This is a genomic window from Rhizobium sp. CB3060, from assembly GCF_025200735.1.
In the GTDB taxonomy this organism is placed as follows: Bacteria; Pseudomonadota; Alphaproteobacteria; order Rhizobiales; family Rhizobiaceae; genus Rhizobium.
This window is the reverse complement of the sequence record NZ_CP104158.1, coordinates 3,795,001-3,811,708: the sequence shown is the minus strand read 5'-3', so window position 1 is coordinate 3,811,708 and position 16,708 is coordinate 3,795,001. Positions and strand designations below refer to the sequence as shown.

At 59.0% G+C, this 16,708-nt stretch carries 17 protein-coding genes, 1 tRNA gene and 2 rRNA genes (1 of these 20 cut by a window edge); 8 read left to right on the top strand and 12 right to left on the bottom strand.

Annotation, left to right across the window (positions count from 1 at the left end; genetic code table 11):
* The first annotated feature begins 4 nt into the window (after window positions 1–4).
* From cyoC to N2601_RS18295, 3 genes are all read left to right on the top strand, one after another.
* Window positions 5–634, top strand: coding sequence for a cytochrome o ubiquinol oxidase subunit III (cyoC, locus tag N2601_RS18305; protein ID WP_104821573.1), 630 nt, complete (start codon window positions 5–7; stop codon window positions 632–634).
* Window positions 631–1,056 carry a cytochrome o ubiquinol oxidase subunit IV gene (gene cyoD / locus N2601_RS18300; protein WP_104821572.1) on the top strand — a complete coding sequence of 142 codons (426 nt, stop codon included), beginning with the start codon at window positions 631–633 and terminating at the stop codon, window positions 1,054–1,056. The genes cyoC and cyoD overlap by 4 nt, the downstream gene beginning before the upstream one ends.
* A 172-nt stretch (window positions 1,057–1,228) precedes the next feature.
* Window positions 1,229–2,008 carry an SURF1 family protein gene (locus N2601_RS18295; protein ID WP_445944970.1) on the top strand — a complete coding sequence of 260 codons (780 nt, stop codon included), beginning with the start codon at window positions 1,229–1,231 and terminating at the stop codon, window positions 2,006–2,008.
* A gap of 3 nt (window positions 2,009–2,011) precedes the next feature.
* Here N2601_RS18295 and N2601_RS18290 read toward each other — a convergent pair whose 3' ends face one another.
* Window positions 2,012–2,578: a histidine phosphatase family protein gene (locus N2601_RS18290; protein ID WP_104821571.1), complete on the bottom strand. Its 567-nt coding sequence runs from the start codon at window positions 2,576–2,578 to the stop codon at window positions 2,012–2,014.
* Window positions 2,579–2,816: 238 nt separating this feature from the next.
* On the opposite strand from N2601_RS18290, the gene N2601_RS18285 reads away from it, so the two are divergent.
* Genes N2601_RS18285 through N2601_RS18275 form a run of 3 tightly spaced genes read left to right on the top strand, consistent with a single transcriptional unit; the run spans window position 2,817 to window position 4,449 of the window.
* On the top strand, window positions 2,817–3,026 hold the full coding sequence (locus N2601_RS18285; RefSeq protein ID WP_104821570.1) for a CbtB domain-containing protein: 210 nt from the start codon (window positions 2,817–2,819) through the stop codon (window positions 3,024–3,026).
* A 12-nt stretch (window positions 3,027–3,038) separates the two neighbouring features.
* The gene (locus N2601_RS18280; RefSeq protein WP_104821569.1) at window positions 3,039–3,779 is read left to right on the top strand and encodes a CbtA family protein; all 741 of its coding nucleotides are present in this window, start codon (window positions 3,039–3,041) and stop codon (window positions 3,777–3,779) included.
* A 1-nt stretch (window position 3,780) separates the two neighbouring features.
* Window positions 3,781–4,449: a hypothetical protein gene (locus tag N2601_RS18275; RefSeq protein WP_445944969.1), complete on the top strand. Its 669-nt coding sequence runs from the start codon at window positions 3,781–3,783 to the stop codon at window positions 4,447–4,449.
* A gap of 140 nt (window positions 4,450–4,589) precedes the next feature.
* On the opposite strand, the gene N2601_RS18270 is transcribed toward N2601_RS18275, so the two are convergent.
* Window positions 4,590–4,898, bottom strand: a complete 309-nt coding sequence (locus N2601_RS18270; RefSeq protein ID WP_104824939.1) for a GCG_CRPN prefix-to-repeats domain-containing protein — start codon at window positions 4,896–4,898, stop codon at window positions 4,590–4,592.
* A 254-nt stretch (window positions 4,899–5,152) separates the two neighbouring features.
* On the opposite strand from N2601_RS18270, the gene N2601_RS18265 reads away from it, so the two are divergent.
* Window positions 5,153–6,754 carry an inorganic phosphate transporter gene (locus N2601_RS18265; protein WP_104821568.1) on the top strand — a complete coding sequence of 534 codons (1,602 nt, stop codon included), beginning with the start codon at window positions 5,153–5,155 and terminating at the stop codon, window positions 6,752–6,754.
* A gap of 78 nt (window positions 6,755–6,832) precedes the next feature.
* On the opposite strand, the gene N2601_RS18260 is transcribed toward N2601_RS18265, so the two are convergent.
* The 4 genes from N2601_RS18260 to N2601_RS18245 form a co-directional block, all read right to left on the bottom strand.
* Complete coding sequence (locus N2601_RS18260) at window positions 6,833–7,333, bottom strand: MucR family transcriptional regulator (RefSeq protein WP_104821567.1); 501 nt, start codon at window positions 7,331–7,333, stop codon at window positions 6,833–6,835.
* 90 nt (window positions 7,334–7,423) lie between these two features.
* Window positions 7,424–8,239 carry a helix-turn-helix domain-containing protein gene (locus N2601_RS18255; RefSeq protein WP_199773508.1) on the bottom strand — a complete coding sequence of 272 codons (816 nt, stop codon included), beginning with the start codon at window positions 8,237–8,239 and terminating at the stop codon, window positions 7,424–7,426.
* The gene (locus N2601_RS18250) at window positions 8,154–8,939 is read right to left on the bottom strand and encodes an EAL domain-containing protein (protein WP_104824937.1); all 786 of its coding nucleotides are present in this window, start codon (window positions 8,937–8,939) and stop codon (window positions 8,154–8,156) included. Before N2601_RS18250 ends, N2601_RS18255 begins: the two co-directional genes overlap by 86 nt.
* A 399-nt stretch (window positions 8,940–9,338) precedes the next feature.
* On the bottom strand, window positions 9,339–10,196 hold the full coding sequence (locus N2601_RS18245; RefSeq protein ID WP_104821566.1) for a sugar phosphate isomerase/epimerase family protein: 858 nt from the start codon (window positions 10,194–10,196) through the stop codon (window positions 9,339–9,341).
* A gap of 299 nt (window positions 10,197–10,495) precedes the next feature.
* Between N2601_RS18245 and N2601_RS18240 the strand changes: the two genes are divergently transcribed.
* Window positions 10,496–10,795 carry a DUF2934 domain-containing protein gene (locus N2601_RS18240; RefSeq protein WP_445945010.1) on the top strand — a complete coding sequence of 100 codons (300 nt, stop codon included), beginning with the start codon at window positions 10,496–10,498 and terminating at the stop codon, window positions 10,793–10,795.
* 120 nt (window positions 10,796–10,915) lie between these two features.
* On the opposite strand, the gene N2601_RS18235 is transcribed toward N2601_RS18240, so the two are convergent.
* The 6 genes from N2601_RS18235 to N2601_RS18210 all read right to left on the bottom strand — a co-directional run.
* Complete coding sequence (locus tag N2601_RS18235; protein ID WP_104824936.1) at window positions 10,916–12,406, bottom strand: cyclic nucleotide-binding domain-containing protein; 1,491 nt, start codon at window positions 12,404–12,406, stop codon at window positions 10,916–10,918.
* Between the two features lie 161 nt (window positions 12,407–12,567).
* Entirely contained in the window at window positions 12,568–12,978 is a 411-nt protein-coding gene (locus tag N2601_RS18230) for a CBS domain-containing protein (RefSeq protein WP_260303264.1), read from the bottom strand.
* Between the two features lie 260 nt (window positions 12,979–13,238).
* The gene (locus N2601_RS18225) at window positions 13,239–14,000 is read right to left on the bottom strand and encodes an SDR family oxidoreductase (protein ID WP_104821563.1); all 762 of its coding nucleotides are present in this window, start codon (window positions 13,998–14,000) and stop codon (window positions 13,239–13,241) included.
* Between the two features lie 504 nt (window positions 14,001–14,504).
* Window positions 14,505–14,581 (bottom strand) — tRNA-Met (locus N2601_RS18220).
* A 290-nt stretch (window positions 14,582–14,871) separates the two neighbouring features.
* Window positions 14,872–14,986: ribosomal RNA gene (rrf, locus tag N2601_RS18215) — 5S ribosomal RNA — on the bottom strand.
* Between the two features lie 116 nt (window positions 14,987–15,102).
* Window positions 15,103–16,708: ribosomal RNA gene (locus N2601_RS18210) — 23S ribosomal RNA — on the bottom strand; it runs 1,288 nt beyond the window's last position.

The window sequence follows — 16,708 nt, the reverse complement described above, 5'->3', positions numbered from 1 at the left end:
ACCCATGACGACCCATACCGTACCCGCTTCCAAGGATGGCGAAGCTACCGCCTTCTACCTGACGGAGGAGCATCATCCGGAAGGTAGCACGATGCTCGGCTTCTGGCTCTACATCATGAGCGACTGCCTGATCTTCGCGGTGCTCTTTGCGACCTATGCCGTGCTTGGCCGCAGCTATGCGGCCGGTCCGTCGCCGGCCGACCTGTTCGAGCTGCCGGTCGTCGCCCTCAACACGACGATGCTGCTGCTCTCCTCCATCACCTATGGCTTCGCCATGCTGACCATGGAGAAGGACAACAAGTCGGCGACGCTGTTGTGGCTGGCGATCACCGGCCTGTTCGGCGCCGCCTTCATCTATTTCGAACTGAACGAATTCTATCACCTGATCCTGGAAGGCGCCGGCCCGCAGCGCAGCGCCTTCCTGTCGGCCTTCTTCACGCTGGTCGGCACGCACGGCCTGCACGTCACCAGCGGCCTCGTCTGGCTGATCACGCTGATGGTGCAGACAAGCCGGCACGGGCTCATTCCCGCTAACAAGCGCCGTCTGATGTGCCTGTCGATGTTCTGGCACTTCCTCGATGTCGTCTGGATCGGCGTGTTTTCCTTCGTCTACCTCATGGGAGTTCTCGGATGAGCTCGAACGCCAATTCTTCGCATCATTCCGCCGACGCCCACGCTCACGGCCATGGTCACGGTCACGGTCACGGCCATGGCGGCCATGAGGCCGGCCACGGCACGTTCAAGAGCTACGTGACGGGGTTCATCCTCTCCGTCATCCTGACTGCCATCCCCTTCTGGCTGGTCATGGCCAAGGTCTTCTCCGATCCGGCCGTCACGGCGGTGTTGATCATGATCCTCGGCGCCATCCAGATCATCGTGCACATGATCTATTTCCTGCACTTGAACACCAAGTCGGAAGGCGGCTGGAACATGATGGCGCTGATCTTCACCATCGTGCTGGTGGTCATCGCGCTTTCCGGCTCGCTCTGGGTCATGCACCACCTCAATTCCAACATGATGCCCATGTCGCCCGACATGATGCGCAATATGCCGTAACAAACCGGACGGCGGGTGTCCCCACGGATGCCCGCCGCTTTTCCAGCGTAAGATTTCCGCTGGGCTACTGCTTCGAGCATCCGATGGGACGAGCAGCAGTATTTTTTAGATGATGCATGATCTTATCCGAACGCCGCCTCGCACTTTTCGGAATCATGCGACAGCGCCTCCGATGGAGTTCAGCGCCTTGACCGATACCCCCACCGACACTCTTTCCAAAAAGCCCCGCTCCACGCTCGCGCTTGCCATCTGGGTAATCCTGCTTCTGCTATTGACCGCAGCGCTCATTGCGCTCGGCACCTGGCAGGTGAAGCGGCTGTCCTGGAAGCTGGATCTGATCGCCCGCGTCGATGCCCGGGTGCACGCGCCGCCCGTGGCCGCCCCCGGCCCAGCGGAATGGTCCGCGATCGACGCCGCCGGCTACGAATACAAGCATGTTCAGACGACCGGCACCTTCCTCAACGATAAGGAAGCGCAGGTCTATGCCTCGACCGCGCTCGGCCCCGGTTATTGGGTGCTGACGTCGATGAAAGCGGCTGACGGTATGATTATCATCGTCAATCGCGGTTTCGTGCCGACCGACAAGCGCAACCCGGACACCCGCCCAGCCGGCGAGCTGGCTGGCGAGACGACCGTCACCGGCCTGCTCAGGATCAACGAGCCGAGGGGCACGCTGCTGCGCTCCAACGTGCCATCGGAAGAGCGCTGGTATTCCCGCGACGTTACGGCGATCGCCGCCGCGCGGGGCCTTCAAAACGTCGCGCCCTATTTCATCGATGCGGACGATACGAAAAATCCGGGCGATCTGCCTGTCGGTGGCCTGACGCAGATCGTCTTCCCCAACAATCATCTCGTCTACGCCATCACATGGTACGGGCTTGCCGTGATGACATCAGGCCTTGCCGCCTATCTTATCTATTTTGAGCGGCAGCGAGCGAAGGCGAGCCGCTAACCACTATCTTACGGCATTCGGAAAACGAAGCTGCCAGCGGCGGCCGTCGCTGGTCATCTCCACGATGCCGAGCGATTCCACATCGATCGTCCAGAACGCGGTAGGCGGCGCTTGCAACACATGGAGAATAGCGGCACGGATGACGGTCGCATGCGTGACGACGACGCTGTGACCGCCCTCGCCGGTGTGGCTCTTCATCCAATCGCCGACGCGGGCGAGGACGGCGGATAAGGGTTCGCCACCATGCGGCGCCGCATCCAAATCCAGCATCCACCGCGACAGCGCTTCCGCATCGGCTTCGTGTAACTCGGTGATCGACCGGCCTTGCCAGCGCCCATAGTCGCACTCGCGGAAAGATGGTTCCGTTGCAGCGTCAAGTCCCATAGCCACAGCCGTCTGGCCGGCCCGTAGAGCCGGGCTCGTCCACGCGCGGTCGACCGTTCCAAGCTGCGCGGCAAGCAGGCCGGCCTGTTGAGTGGCCTTTGCCTCCAGCGGCTCATCCACCGGAAACCGGTTCTTCCGGTTGGCTTCGGTCATTCCGTGGCAGACCCAGCTCAAACGCGCTCTCATAATATCCTATATCCTCAGACCGGGTCCGCTGCCGCGACTTTCGATCACGGCAACGCCTTGATTGACAATCGTCTTTGCAGCCAGCTATAAGCTTAGTCTTACGGGTGTGGAAGCCGGTGAAATCCCGGCGCGGTCGCGCCACTGTAATCGAAGGGCGGATACCGCCCCTAGAGAGCCAGACCCTTCCCGTAAAAAACCCTTCCGTAAATGGAACGCGCTCTTCTTAAAGGGAAATAAAATGGCTGATACCACCTTCGCACCGACCGCAATCCCGACGCCGATCCCGGTTGGCGAAATCCTGCCTTGGGCGATTTTCGCCGGTCTTCTCCTCATGCTGGCGATCTACTTCATCGGCGCCGAGCAAGGTGCGACCGCGCTGATGTCGGGCTCGTATGTGCACGAATTCGTGCACGACGCGCGCCACCTGCTCGGGTTCCCCTGCCACTAAGGGGTCTGGAACATGGTTGGACGTCTTTTGCTCCGCGGCATGCTGGTCGGAGTGCTGGCGGGTATTCTCATTTTTGCCTTCGCCCATACTTTCGGCGAGCCGCTCGTCGAGCGGGCGATCGCGTTTGAAGAGCAGGCTGCCCAGGCGGCAGGCGAAGCCCCGGAACCGGAGATCGTCAGCCGCGCCACCCAGGCAGGCCTCGGCCTCTTCACCGGTGCCTTGGTCTATGCAACGGCAGTCGGCGGGCTCTTTGCCCTGGTCTTCGCCTATGTCTATGGCCGTATCAGCCCCTTTGGCGCCCGCGGCACTGCCGCGCTGCTGGCAATCGCCGCCTTCATCGCCATCTCCCTGGTTCCCGACATCAAATATCCGGCCAATCCGCCGGCGGTCGGCAATCCGGACACTATCGGCGCGAGGACCGAGCTGTTCTTCGTGATGATCGTTGCCTCCGTCGTCGCCATGGTTGCCGCGGTGTCCCTCGTCCGCGGTCTGGTAACACGCTACGGTTCATGGAACGGCGTGATTTTCGCTGGCATCGCCTACATCGTGTTCATCGGCCTGGTTCAATACCTCCTGCCGACGATCAACGAAGTGCCGGAGCAGTTCTCCGCCGTCGTGCTCTGGCGCTTCCGCATCGCGTCGCTCGGCATGCACGCGATCCTGTGGGCGACACTCGGCCTCGCCTTCGGGGCATGGGCCGAACGTGACCTGCCGCAGGTTCGCTACGGTCGCACATCCATGCGCCGGGCCTGAAATGGCAAGCCTGACATGTCCCCCGCATGACTTTTTGCGGGGGATATATTGGCGGCGACCAGCCATTCTGTTTTCGGTCTTTTATCTGATCTGCGCACTCGGCTTGCCGCTGGAGGCGAAGGCGCATAGCGGCAGCTCGTCCGGAACTCGTGCGGGCATTCCGATACCAAGCTTGACCCATGGCGAAATGGCCGTGATCGCTCCTTACTACGGGCGCATCATCGCGCTTGCCTCATCGGCGTCCGATACCGACGAGTCCTTCCGTCGCGTCCTGAACTACGCACAAATCCAGCGTGCCTATTGCCTTTGGGGCGTCATGCCGGGAAGCGTTGGCGATGAGGACAGTCCCTTTAACGAATGCTCGCATGCCTATCTCGCCGCCGCCAAGATGGCGCTGCTGCAGATGCGGACGATGAAGGACGAAATGGCTGCCGCCGGCGACCTCGTCTCGGAGATCGACGGCGCGCTGGTACGCAACAATCTGTCGCTTATTCTCTGCCAATTCAGCAACGAAGGCTTCAACACCGCCGACTTGATCCGGCCACGGCTCGCCGGCATCTTTCTGCACGTCAAAAGCCTCGCAACAACGATGCTGGCGCTGATGACGGCAGTGGCCGCGCTGTGGTCGACCGCGCGGCTCCTGCGGACGAAACCGGCCATTGCCGATTAGAGCAATTCCAGGAAAGTGCGAAACGGTTTTCCGTCCGGAATGCGTAAAAACAAAGAGATAGAGCGGGAAAGCGATTCCATGAATCGCTTTCCCGCTCTAGTAGACGACACCCGCCGTCAGCGGACGGCGGGTGTCTTATTTTACCAATCACGCGGCCGGCCTCGCCAACCACCGTCCCATCCGTCACGATAATAGGGACGATGGCCATACCAGCCCCAACGCGGCGGTGGCGCCCTGTAATATCCCCAGCCATAACCGCGCGGCGGCCCATAGCGGTTCGGCCGGCATACGCCGCGCGGCGTCAAATGCCAGCCACGGCCGCAGGCATAATCAACGTTGACGACCGGCGCTTTAGCCACGGTCCCAACAGCGGCGATAGGCATTGCTTCTGCCGAAGATACGACAAGGCTGCCGAGTACGGCAGCAACGGCAATCACGGGCAATCTCATCGTGATGATCTCCATTCAAGTCCCTTACAAGCGGATTTAAATCCCCGCTGGCTGAACCCCGGGTGAACCGAAAAAGGCCTTTTCGCGGCAAAATCAAGACGTTGAACGTGGAGTTGCAATGCGCGTGTCGCCCACTGCCGCCTTAGGAGAGACGTTCGCAACAAGAAGTTCAGTATCGACACCACGAGTACGCGTCACGAGAGCGTCATCAACCGCGCTTAAATGAAGACCTTATTTGCGATAGGGAGTTTGAGATGGTCGACGTCGTTTCAAGCAATTCGGAGGGTGGTGACCATCCTATTCACGGCGCAGGCGGTTCCGCCAAATGGTTCCTGCCGCTCTTCGGCATCGTCGTACTCGGCGGCCTTGCTTACGTTGGCTATGCCCTTGGCAACGATCTTGCCAATGCGGCGGCGGTTCCGTGGATCCTGCTCGGATTGGCGTTGCTGATCGCGCTCGGCTTCGAATTCGTCAACGGTTTCCACGATACGGCCAATGCGGTCGCTACCGTCATCTACACCCGTTCGCTGCCGGCCGAATTTGCGGTTATCTGGTCGGGATTCTTTAATTTCCTCGGCGTGCTGACCTCTTCCGGTGCCGTCGCGTTCGGCATTCTGGCGCTGTTGCCCGTCGAACTGATCCTGCAGGTCGGCTCGGGCTCCGGCCTTGCCATGGTCTTCGCCCTGTTGACCGCCGCCATCGTATGGAACCTCGGCACCTGGTATCTCGGCCTGCCGGCTTCGAGCTCGCACACGCTCGTCGGCTCCATCATCGGCGTCGGTCTTGCCAATCAGTTCCTGGCGCCGGCCGGTTCCGCCACGAGCGGTGTCGACTGGTCGCAGGCAAGCAATGTCGGCCTGTCGCTGCTGCTGTCGCCGATCATCGGCTTCTGCCTAGCCGCTGTGTTGTTGCTGGTCTCCAAAGTTCTGATCCGCAACAAGGAGCTTTATGAAGCGCCGAAGGGCAATACGCCACCGCCGCTGTGGATCCGCGGCCTGCTGATCTTCACCTGCACCGGCGTCAGCTTCGCCCATGGTTCGAACGATGGCCAGAAGGGCATGGGTCTGATCATGCTCATCCTTATCGGCCTGGTGCCGACCGCTTTCGCGCTGAACAAGACGCCCGATGTCAATTACCTCGATGCCTACAAGGCAGCCTCGGCGCAGGTCGAGACGGTACTCGGCAAGTATGTGAAGGCCGGCATCGCCACGCCTGCAGACCCGAAGGCTGCCGTCAGCGTTGCCGTGAAGAGCAAGACCTGGACGGACGAAACGACACCGGCACTGCAGGCCTATATCCACGCCACCAGTGCCGAGATCGCCGCCTATCCGAGCGTCGAAAAACTGCCGAACGGCCTCGTCGGCAACGTTCGTAACGACATCTACCTGATCGGTGAATCGTTGAAGCTCATAGACAAGCAGAAGCTGCTGCAGATGAGCCCGGATGATCTGAAGGCCGTGACCAACTATCACGCCGCGGTCGATCACGCGACCAAGTTCATTCCGCTCTGGGTGAAGGTTGCGGTGGCGCTGGCACTCGGCCTCGGCACCATGGTCGGCTGGAAGCGTATCGTCGTCACCGTCGGCGAAAAGATCGGCAAGACGCACCTGACCTATGGCCAGGGCGGCGCCGCCGAAGTCGTCGCCATGCTGACGATCGGTGCGGCCGACCATCTCGGCCTGCCGGTTTCGACCACGCACGTCCTGTCCTCCGGCGTCGCCGGCACGATGGCCGCCAACGGTTCCGGTCTGCAGTGGTCCACCGTCCGCAACATGCTGATGGCCTGGATCCTGACGCTGCCCGCCTCGATCGCGCTTGCCTTCGTGCTGTTCATCGTGCTCCGCCAGGTCTTTTGACCGGTGCCGCCGGGCTATCGAGCTGCGGCTCAGCAGTCCAAAATATCGTCAAGAGATGATGGCGCCCTTGAGGCGCCATTATTCTTGCGGCTTGTTGCCGTTGGCGCCGAGGCCGGAGAGCTTGGCGAGTTCCGAACGGCGGTTCGCATAATTCTGGGCGACCATCGGATAGTTGGGAGCAAGACCCCATTTTGCGCGATATTCCTCGGGCGTCATGCCGTAATGAACGCGCAGGTGCCGTTTGAGCGTCTTGAAGCGTTTCCCGTCCTCGAGGCAAATGATGTAGTCGTTCGTCACCGATTTCTTGAGATCGACGGCCGGAACAGGCTTGGCTGACTCCATCGGAGATGCGGATCCATTCAAAGCCTGCAGCGCTTCATGCACATCCGCGATCAGCTTCGGAAGGCTCCCGGCAAGAACAGGGTTGTGGCTGACATAGGCCGAAACAATCTTCACACAGCCGTCAAACAGAACATGCGTTTGCGACTGGGGCAGGTCTCTTCTACTATTGAAAGCGTCCATCATCGTTTCCCGAATCTCATGTGGCCTGGCGTCGGCCGCCTCGCGTGACTGCTTCATGTACAAAGCCATTCGTGAATCTTGCATCGGTTTCAAACTCCACAGGTTTTGGTTGCGGCACCCTTGGCATTTCTTGATGAGGACGCCTGCTCATTGCCGGTCTTTCTTCACGGGCTCTGCATGGCCAGCCGCATCTGCAAGGTCCTCTGCAGGACCCGCAAAATCCTTTGCAGGATCTGCAAAGTCCTTTGCAGGATCTGCAAAGTAGGTGGCCAGCTTGGTACACAGGAGGATAAGGGGAATGCCGAGCATGAAGGCGGCATAGGTTGGATTGCCGTTGCAATGACGCAGGGTCTGAAGGATGAGTTTTCGCTCGACATCCTCCACGGTCTGGCCGACGAGAACGCCGACGGCGGTGTTCACGGTGCGCGGCACAAGGTTGTCGTCGCTGGCGGAGAGGTGTGCGACGATTTCATCGATCAGCCGCTCTTCGCTCGCCGTCGCCAGTACGATGCCGGTGGCGCTGTCGAGTTCACAAAAGACATAAAGGCCGTTTTCGGGATCGATCGTGACCCGTCCGGAGGCATTTCCCGAGATGTTGTGAATAATGATGTGCGGCTCGTCTCCGCCCACAAGAGCGAACGGCAAGTCGCTACCGATGTACGAAACGCCGGGGAACAGGCCCTGCAACTCCTCGAATAGCAGACTAAGCCGAGCTTGCGCCTGCACATCCTGTGCGGCCGAGAAATCATGGTCCCGAGCGAAGGAAGGATGTTTGATCATGCCGTCACCTCCGCGATCAAGCCGCGCGTCCCCCCGATGGACTCCTGGCCCCAGGTTCGTTTTGCCGAGCAGCTTCGCGAGACAAGGCGCGGAATATTCATCCAACCTCCCGTAGGCCGAATTTACGCATTTGAGGAAGCTGCTGAAGCGCCATGGGCCTGGACAGAAGGAAGCCTTGCGCATGCGTCCCGCCGGTCGAGCGTGCCGCCTCCAATTGCGCCTCGGTTTCTATGCCCTCGACAACAACCAGGGGCGCCAGACAGGATGCAAAACCGACCAAGTGATACAGGCTATCATGGCCATCCCGGCCGGGCCTGATATCGCGGATGAAGGACGCATCGATTTTGACGATATCGGCCGTAACCTGCAGCAGGTGCGAGGGGGTCGCATAGCCGGTGCCGAAATCATCGATCGCAATGCGGCAACCGAGTGCACGTATCATCTTCAACCGCTCGACGGGCGCGCCGACGAGCGGATAGGTCTCGGTAACTTCAACGACAAGCCGGGACGTGAGCTCGGGCTGGCGGCTGATTCGATTGAAGATATCGGCAAATCGATCCGGCGCGGACAAAGTGGCTGCGGATAGATTGCAGCCGAGTGTCAGTGCCGCATCCGCCGTCAAGGCAGACAGAACCAACTCCAGCATGCGGAGATCGAGGTCGAAGCGACCTTCCAGTCGCTCCAACTGCGGCACGAAGGCGCCTGCGGTGTGAACGACACCCTCGGCATCCGTTACACGCGCCAGGCATTCGGCATAGAGGATCGCTTCAATGTCTTGGGCGTCATGGATCGGTTGTACGACAAAGCTCAAGCCGCCCTTGGCGATTGCCTTTAAAATCAGGGCGCTATGCCCCTTGTCAATCCGGTTGCCTCTACCGCTCATCAAGCCTCCAAAGGCTGCAAGATGGGCAGCAAACAGAAATTCGGAAAGAAAAGGAGACGTCTGAAAAAGACGCAAAGAAAGGGGGAGCATGGGATTTCTGGTGCCTAAAAGCCGCCTTTTCCATCTCCCGGACCCTTTAGCTCAAGGTAACTAGAATTTTCCTTCCCCAAGCAGAAATGTCGCATCAGGGCGACAACTGACTTAGAATCACTATATTACTAATATGTAAACTAGTGTCATCGAACATTCAATTGATACGAGTTTTTCTAGTTACTAATTCAATTACTGCCGAAGCGGGCGGCGACAATCTTCCGCCGCGAACCATGGGGCCGCTATATTGAAGCATGGCTTAGACGCCCAAGTTTCTCCGGCACGGGTTCCGTTAAAATCCTGACAGGCTTACCGTTCGGGATCGCCTGCATCGGACTGCGGCCACCAGTTCGCTTGCCTTGCCTCCCGCAGGGCGTGGTCGAGCGGGGGGAGATCTGCATGCCACAGCCGCTCCCATTCAAGGCTCATGACGCCGTCATAGCGATCGGCGGCCAATGCAGAGAGCAGCGCCGCCATCGGAAACTCGCCGGCGGCGGGGGGCGTGTAAGTATATGGCAGCTTCCCGCTCGGCTTCGAGATGCTGTCCTTCACATGCAGGTGCCTGGTATTGCGACGGACTTGCTTCCAGGTCTCCGCGGGATCTTGTCCGCCTTTGCGCCAGGTATGATGCGTATCCCAGAGCAGGGCGCAATCGGGTGCCGCTTCCAGAAAGCGGCCGAGCGCGTCCGGATGCACCAGAAAATCGTGTGTCTCCACCATGATATCCGATGCAAAACCCTCGCGCCTGGCCGTCTCGCGCCACCATTCCAGTGTCGACAGCGCCTCGGAAAGTTCGCCGGCATCACCCGTGCTGCCGCCATCGAAAATGCGCAACGCTTTTATGCCGGCCGCCTCGGCCCAGGGAAGGTAACGCAGGAACTCTTCCTTCGCTTGCGGCGTAGCGCCGACGAGGCGCATCGACGTGTTGAGCGCACAAATGGCCACAGGGGCTCGCTCGAGCGCATGGACAAGGCCTGCCGGAGTGCCGAACCGCTCGGCAAAATAGGCCGGCAGATCGATCATACCGCCGAGAGCACGAATTTCGATCGCATCGAGGCCATGACGTGCGGCCAGAGCCAGGGCTTCATCCAATTCCAGCTCTGCGCAGCCCAGTGTCGAAAATGCCAGCGATATCAGTGGGGCTTTGACGTCAACGGCGGTAACCATCGCATCCTCCGCTTGGTTCCTGGGATATGAATAGGCGACGCTCGCCAACGCGATGTCTCTCGAACCAAGCGCGACGCTAGTAACTAAATGGATAATTGTGAAGCAACCTCTGAGCGTCAAGGGGCCATGGTTGTCATGGCTCCCAAAAGGGAGCTCAGCCCACCCTTTCAAATGCGCCGATCCACGGCGTCCATGATTCTTATCAAAGGCCGGGAACATTCCCTTCAGATGATGGTTTTCTGTGCGTGATCGAGGGGCGCGAAAATTCCCACCAAAGCATTGGCGTCCGCCGGCACGGCATGCGTCGAGACAAAAATTTCCAAAAAACAATCATTGATGTGGAGGAGAGCATAATGCCGACTGAACAGGGACATGAGTGGATCAAAAGACGTGCATATTCTCTGTGGGAAGAAGCGGGCCGTCCGCACGGCCGTGATCAGGAACATTGGAATCAGGCTGTTGCCGAGCGGGAAGATCTTGAGCGCACGCGGGCTTCCGTGGACGGCGAAGACATTCTCATCAAGTTCAGGGGAAAAAAGCCCATCCTCGGTAAAGCACCAGAACCTCAACCATTCTCGAAATTGACTGGCACGAGATAAGGCTCGGTATCTCCGAGGCAACAGCCAAGCCGTCGCATGGGAAGCTGCCGAGCATGTCGGTGGCTCCAATGAGGTTTGGTTCGCACAGGCTGTCACTGATGGCGGTACGCTTGATAAGCGTTAGCTGCCGAAGATCGTCCGCATTGCCTTCAGGAGGGCGCGCGCACTGCGCTCCTGTCCGGTTTTGGAGAGAGGCAGATGGCGCACATGATCGGCTCGGGCGGAGAGTCTTGCAGCTATCTCCTCCGCCATGGCCGGGCGCGCGCCGAGCAGCGGCGCAAAGCTCTGTTGATCGATTTCATAGACGGTGACGCGCGTGAGCGCCTGCAGTGTGCAGACTTCGCCCATTCCCGCAAGCAAGCCGCTCTCGCCGAAGAAATCCCCGGGCGAAAGCCGTCTCTGTTCCTGCTCGCCATAGCGCATTGCGAGGATCCCTGCGCGAATGATCATCATCGAGGCCAGCATTTCTCCCTGATGAACAATGATGTCGTTCTTCTGATATTCACGGACCGCGCATGATCGGGCCAGAAGTTCCTTCTCCGACATCGTCAGACCGAAGAAAATGGGAATCGCCTCAATGAGGGCAAGCGGCGTTATTTCAGGCGGCTTGGCGCGCTCTTCGCTGGGCGGTTCGCTCATGAGTGCGATAGCCGATGGTGGCATCGCCAACAGCAATCCGGCGGATTTGCAGTGGCGATAAAACAGATCCATCACTTCATTTCGGGCTTTCGTGCGCAGCGATGGATTCCTGACCCAGAACTGCAGCTCGATTTCCAGGGCGACAGCGTCCAAATTCTTCAGCGCCACCTGTGGGGGCGGTTCCCTGACGATCGAATTACAACCGGCCAAGACCGACTGCATGACGTCCTCGACGATGGAGGGCATCCGCGTCGGCGCCACCCGCACCGTCATTTTGAGAAGATGCGTTTCATCGGGCTGGCTGATGTTCGTCAGTCCGAGTTTGGCAAGGACGCTGTTGGGCAGAGCGACGACGTTGTTTGCTCCGGTCAGAACCTGTGTCGACCGCCAGGTGCTGGCAATGACACGCCCCTCCGTCCCGTCCGCGAGCAGAATCCAATCGCCCAGGGAATAGCTCCGCCCGAGAGTAAGAGCGATGCCGGAGAAGACATCTCCGAGGGTGTTTTGCAGTGCCAGACCGAGGACGATAGCAATCACGCCTGATGTGGCGACCAGTGTTCCGATCGGAATGCCAAGCACGAAGGCCAGCGCCGACAAGGTGACGCAAAGATAGACCAGCCCGACCACGATATCCTGGAGAAGGTGCTCCTCGTGTGGCTTGCCTTCTAGAACCAGATAGATGCGTACGAAGCCGATGATCGCCCATGCGAGATGGAGCCACCACAGCAATTTCGCCATGATGACGGCAAAAGCATGCGCGTCTTCCAGGCCGTAGCCTTGAAACCGGATAGGCGAGATGTCGCTGCCGATGAGAACGGCGGTCATCGCGGCAAAGAAGCCAATCTCCACGACAAGCCGGAGGTTCACACGCCAGCGCGGGATCAAATGCCACACGACGATGCCGGCCAGCTCGAGAGTGATCAGCCATGCAAGTGAAGCCCTCGCAAGTCCTTCAAGATATAGCTGCAGCATGATGATCATCTCGGCGCGCGTGGAAAAGCTTCCTGCGAGCCGGACGGCTCGGGCAAATGTGAAAGAACCGCCTCAATCCCAGGCGCGATGGGATGCGACGACGGCTAATGTCGGCAATGTTTGAACATCGGGCCGGTTAGGCAATCTCAGGCCGCCATCGGCTACCGGTAGCCCAATCCCGTTATGTAATCTGCGAGCATATGCTCCTGTAGCTGCTCTTGCTCAAACAGCACCTTCATCGCATCGCGAATATCGAGAACGCCGAGAGGCTTCGAATCCGCGCCGAGTACCGGCATGTTTTGCAGACGCTGCGCCACCATGATCTGCCAGGCGGCCAGGAGCTCGTCATCGGGATCGCAGGAAACGATATTCCGACTCATGAGTGTCACCACCGAAGCGTCCGGTTCTCGGTCCATAAGGTGGCGAATAAGGTCGGACTTGCTGAGCACGCCGGTTGCCTTGCCATTTTCGCCGCTCACGACAGCCAATCCTATCCCGGGATTGGAAAGCGAGAGGGCGGCGGTTTCCAGCGTGGCGTTGATATCGATCACCATCAGGCGAGCCGATGTCATTGTGTTTAGTCGTTCGATCCGCATCATGGCCTCCTGACAACGCCCGCGGCCTGCGGCCGAAGGGCGATAAGCATTTCATTCGAGGTTTCGGCTATCCCCGAGACCGAAGAGCCCGATCGAGGTGGCGCCGCGACGCGGCGCCACTTTCACAACACCAGCAAGTCTTGGGAACGAACAGCGTCAGCCTCTGTGCGAATGCGCGAGCGGGCGAGCACGCATTGTTTTGCTGGCATTTTCACTGACGCCGTGATGATCGATCGTCAGTTCTTGCGAGCAGATTGGCTGAACCACTGGTCGAAGCCGATGGCGCCCAGGCGCGGGTTGTCGCCTTCCTCCGGGACGAGCGAGCGGTCATCCAACTCCGTGCCGAAATAGAGTGCGTGCGGATCCGCAACGACCTTGCGCGGATCATTGGCCGCTTTCAGGAACCGCGCGACAATGTCGGTGAAGCGCCCCCTCTCCGGCCCGGCGATGTAAACGATGCCGTTCGCCGGCGGCGCAAGCGCCACGTCCGCCATGACATCAGCGACGTCGTCCGACGCAATCGGCTGAAAATTGACGGCCGGCAGGTGCACGGTCTCACCGACGGTTGCCGACTGAGCGATGCCGGCCAGGAACTCGAAGAACTGCGTCGAGTGAACGATGGTATAGGGTATCCCGGAACTCCTGATCAGATTCTCCTGGGCCATCTTGGCGCGCAAATAGCCGCTGCGCGGCAGGCGCTCGGTCCCGACGACCGAGAGCGCGATATGATGCTTAACGCCGGCGGCCGCTTCTGCGGCAAGCAGGTTTCGGCCGGAGGTTTCGAAAAACTCCAGAACGGCCTTGTCCTCGAAGGATGGCGAATTTGCCAGGTCAAGCACGACCTGTGCTCCAGCGACGGCCTGGGCCAATCCTTCGCCGGTAATGGTGTTAACCCCCGTATTCGGGGAGGCTGCTATTACTTCATGACCCTTCTTGCGCAGCCTCTCCGCCGTCTTTGAACCGATGAGGCCCGTGCCGCCAATAATAAGGATTTTCATGTCCAGTCTCCCGATTTGCGGTTTTTAAAATCGCGTTGCTCTTGCGGTCGGTCACGACCAATGCCGGGGAGAATGCGCCAGCTCGGCGCGCGAGCCTATCGAACGGAAGCATTGGCCACACGATGCCAAAGTACAGGTCGGATACATCGGGCGGATGGAAATCCTAGTGGAAGCGCGCCCGGGTCTGCGACTTCGGGCACTGGCTGGGTTCGCCGTGCATGCAGATAGCCGGCGGCGACACTTATGCTTCACCCTGAATGCTCGGATTCAAGGCAGTTGTTCCGCCGTGGCCGTCGCGCTGTGCCTCGTTGCCTGAGCAGGCGTTAGGTCGTCGAGCGGTTACCAAATACACGAAAGCCCGCGCGATGGCGGGCTCTCGTGTATTTGGTATCGGTGGGAGGCTATGAAGCTTGGGCTTTCCGGTTATGGTCCGTCGGCTGCGGCGGTATCGCCAGCGAAGCGGAATGCTTTGGGGTATTGATATTGGAATGTTATGTGGGAAGTTGGTTGCGGGGGCAGGATTTGAACCTGCGGCCTTCAGGTTATGAGCCTGACGAGCTACCGGGCTGCTCCACCCCGCGCTATCCGAGCAAACCGCGTTGCGGTTTGTCCGCCCTGAGCGAACCGTTGGGGTTCGTCGGAGCTTGAGCAAGCCGCGTTGCGGCTTGCGTGATCCGGGCAAATCCGAAGGATTTGTCCCGTGTTCCCGTGGCACCTTATTTCGGAGCCGGGCGTATAACTGTATGCCTTTAGAAGCGACAAAGGCCGCTTTTGAGCGGCCTATTGTAACACGGCTTAGCCGTTTTTGTGTCGAGAAGATTTAAATCATCGGACAAACCCAGATGGGTTTATCCGGCGTTGCGTTTTGCAGACCTGGCAGCGACCTACTCTCCCGCGTCTTGAGACGAAGTACCATGGGCGCAGGGGCGTTTCACGGCCGTGTTCGGAAAGGGAACGGGTGCAGCCACCCCGCCATAACCACCAGGTCAGCGAAGCGCAACGTTTGAGAAGCTGGTGAAGAGAGGATGGAGGCAATAGCCTTCATGTCTCTTGTCTTTTTGAACACGTCAGATGCATCGTGTGATGAACACGAGCAATGGGAACGATCAAGCCAATCGAGCTATTAGTACCGGTAAGCTTCATGCGTTGCCGCACTTCCACACCCGGCCTATCAACGTGGTCGTCTACCACGGCTCTGATAGGGAACACTCGTTTTCAGGTGGGTTTCCCGCTTAGATGCCTTCAGCGGTTATCCCTTCCATATATAGCTACCCTGCTATGCCCTTGGCAGGACAACAGGTCCACCAGAGATATGTCCATCCCGGTCCTCTCGTACTAGGGACAGATCCTGTCAATATTCCTACACCCACGGCAGATAGGGACCGAACTGTCTCACGACGTTCTGAACCCAGCTCACGTACCGCTTTAATTGGCGAACAGCCAAACCCTTGGGACCTGCTCCAGCCCCAGGATGCGATGAGCCGACATCGAGGTGCCAAACAACCCCGTCGATATGGACTCTTGGGGGTCATCAGCCTGTTATCCCCGGCGTACCTTTTATCCGTTGAGCGATGGCCCTTCCACGCGGGACCACCGGATCACTATGACCGACTTTCGTCTCTGCTCGACTTGTCAGTCTCGCAGTCAGGCGGGCTTATGCCATTGCACTCGACGACCGATTTCCGACCGGTCTGAGCCCACCATCGCGCGCCTCCGTTACTCTTTCGGAGGCGACCGCCCCAGTCAAACTACCCACCATACACTGTCCCGGATCCGGATGACGGACCGCGGTTAGACATCCATGACGATAAGGGTGGTATTTCAAGGATGGCTCCACAAGAACTGGCGTCCCTGCTTCAAAGCCTACCACCTATCCTACACATGCCGACACGAATGCCAGTGTAAAGCTATAGTAAAGGTGCACGGGGTCTTTCCGTCTGACCGCAGGAACCCCGCATCTTCACGGGGAATTCAATTTCACTGAGTCTATGTTGGAGACAGCGGGGAAGTCGTTACGCCATTCGTGCAGGTCGGAACTTACCCGACAAGGAATTTCGCTACCTTAGGACCGTTATAGTTACGGTCGCCGTTTACTGGGGCTTCGATTCAGAGCTTGCACCCCTCCTCTTAACCTTCCAGCACCGGGCAGGCGTCAGACCCTATACGTCGTCTTGCGACTTCGCAGAGCCCTGTGTTTTTGGTAAACAGTCGCTACCCCCTGGTCTGTGCCACCCTCACATGCTTGCGCACATAAGGGTCACGCTTCTTCCGAAGTTACGCGTGCAATTTGCCGAGTTCCTTCAACATAGTTCTCTCAAGCGCCTTGGTATACTCTACCTGACCACCTGTGTCGGTTTCGGGTACGGTCTATACGGTGGAGCTATTTCCTGGAACCGCGTCCCTGCAAGATCAATCCAATAAGACCTTACAAGTTAAGCAATCCGTCACTACCACCAGGCCCACGAATATTAACGTGGTTCCCATCGACTACGCGTGTCCGCCTCGTCTTAGGGGCCGGCTAACCCTGCTCAGATTAACTTTAAGCAGGAACCCTTGGTCTTTCGGCGAGAGGGTCTCTCACCCTCTTTATCGTTACTCATGTCAACATTCGCACTTCCGATACCTCCAGGATGCCTCACGGCTGTCCCTTCACAGGCTTACGGAACGCTCCGCTACCACTCCTCAAAGAGGAATCCTCAGCTTCGGTG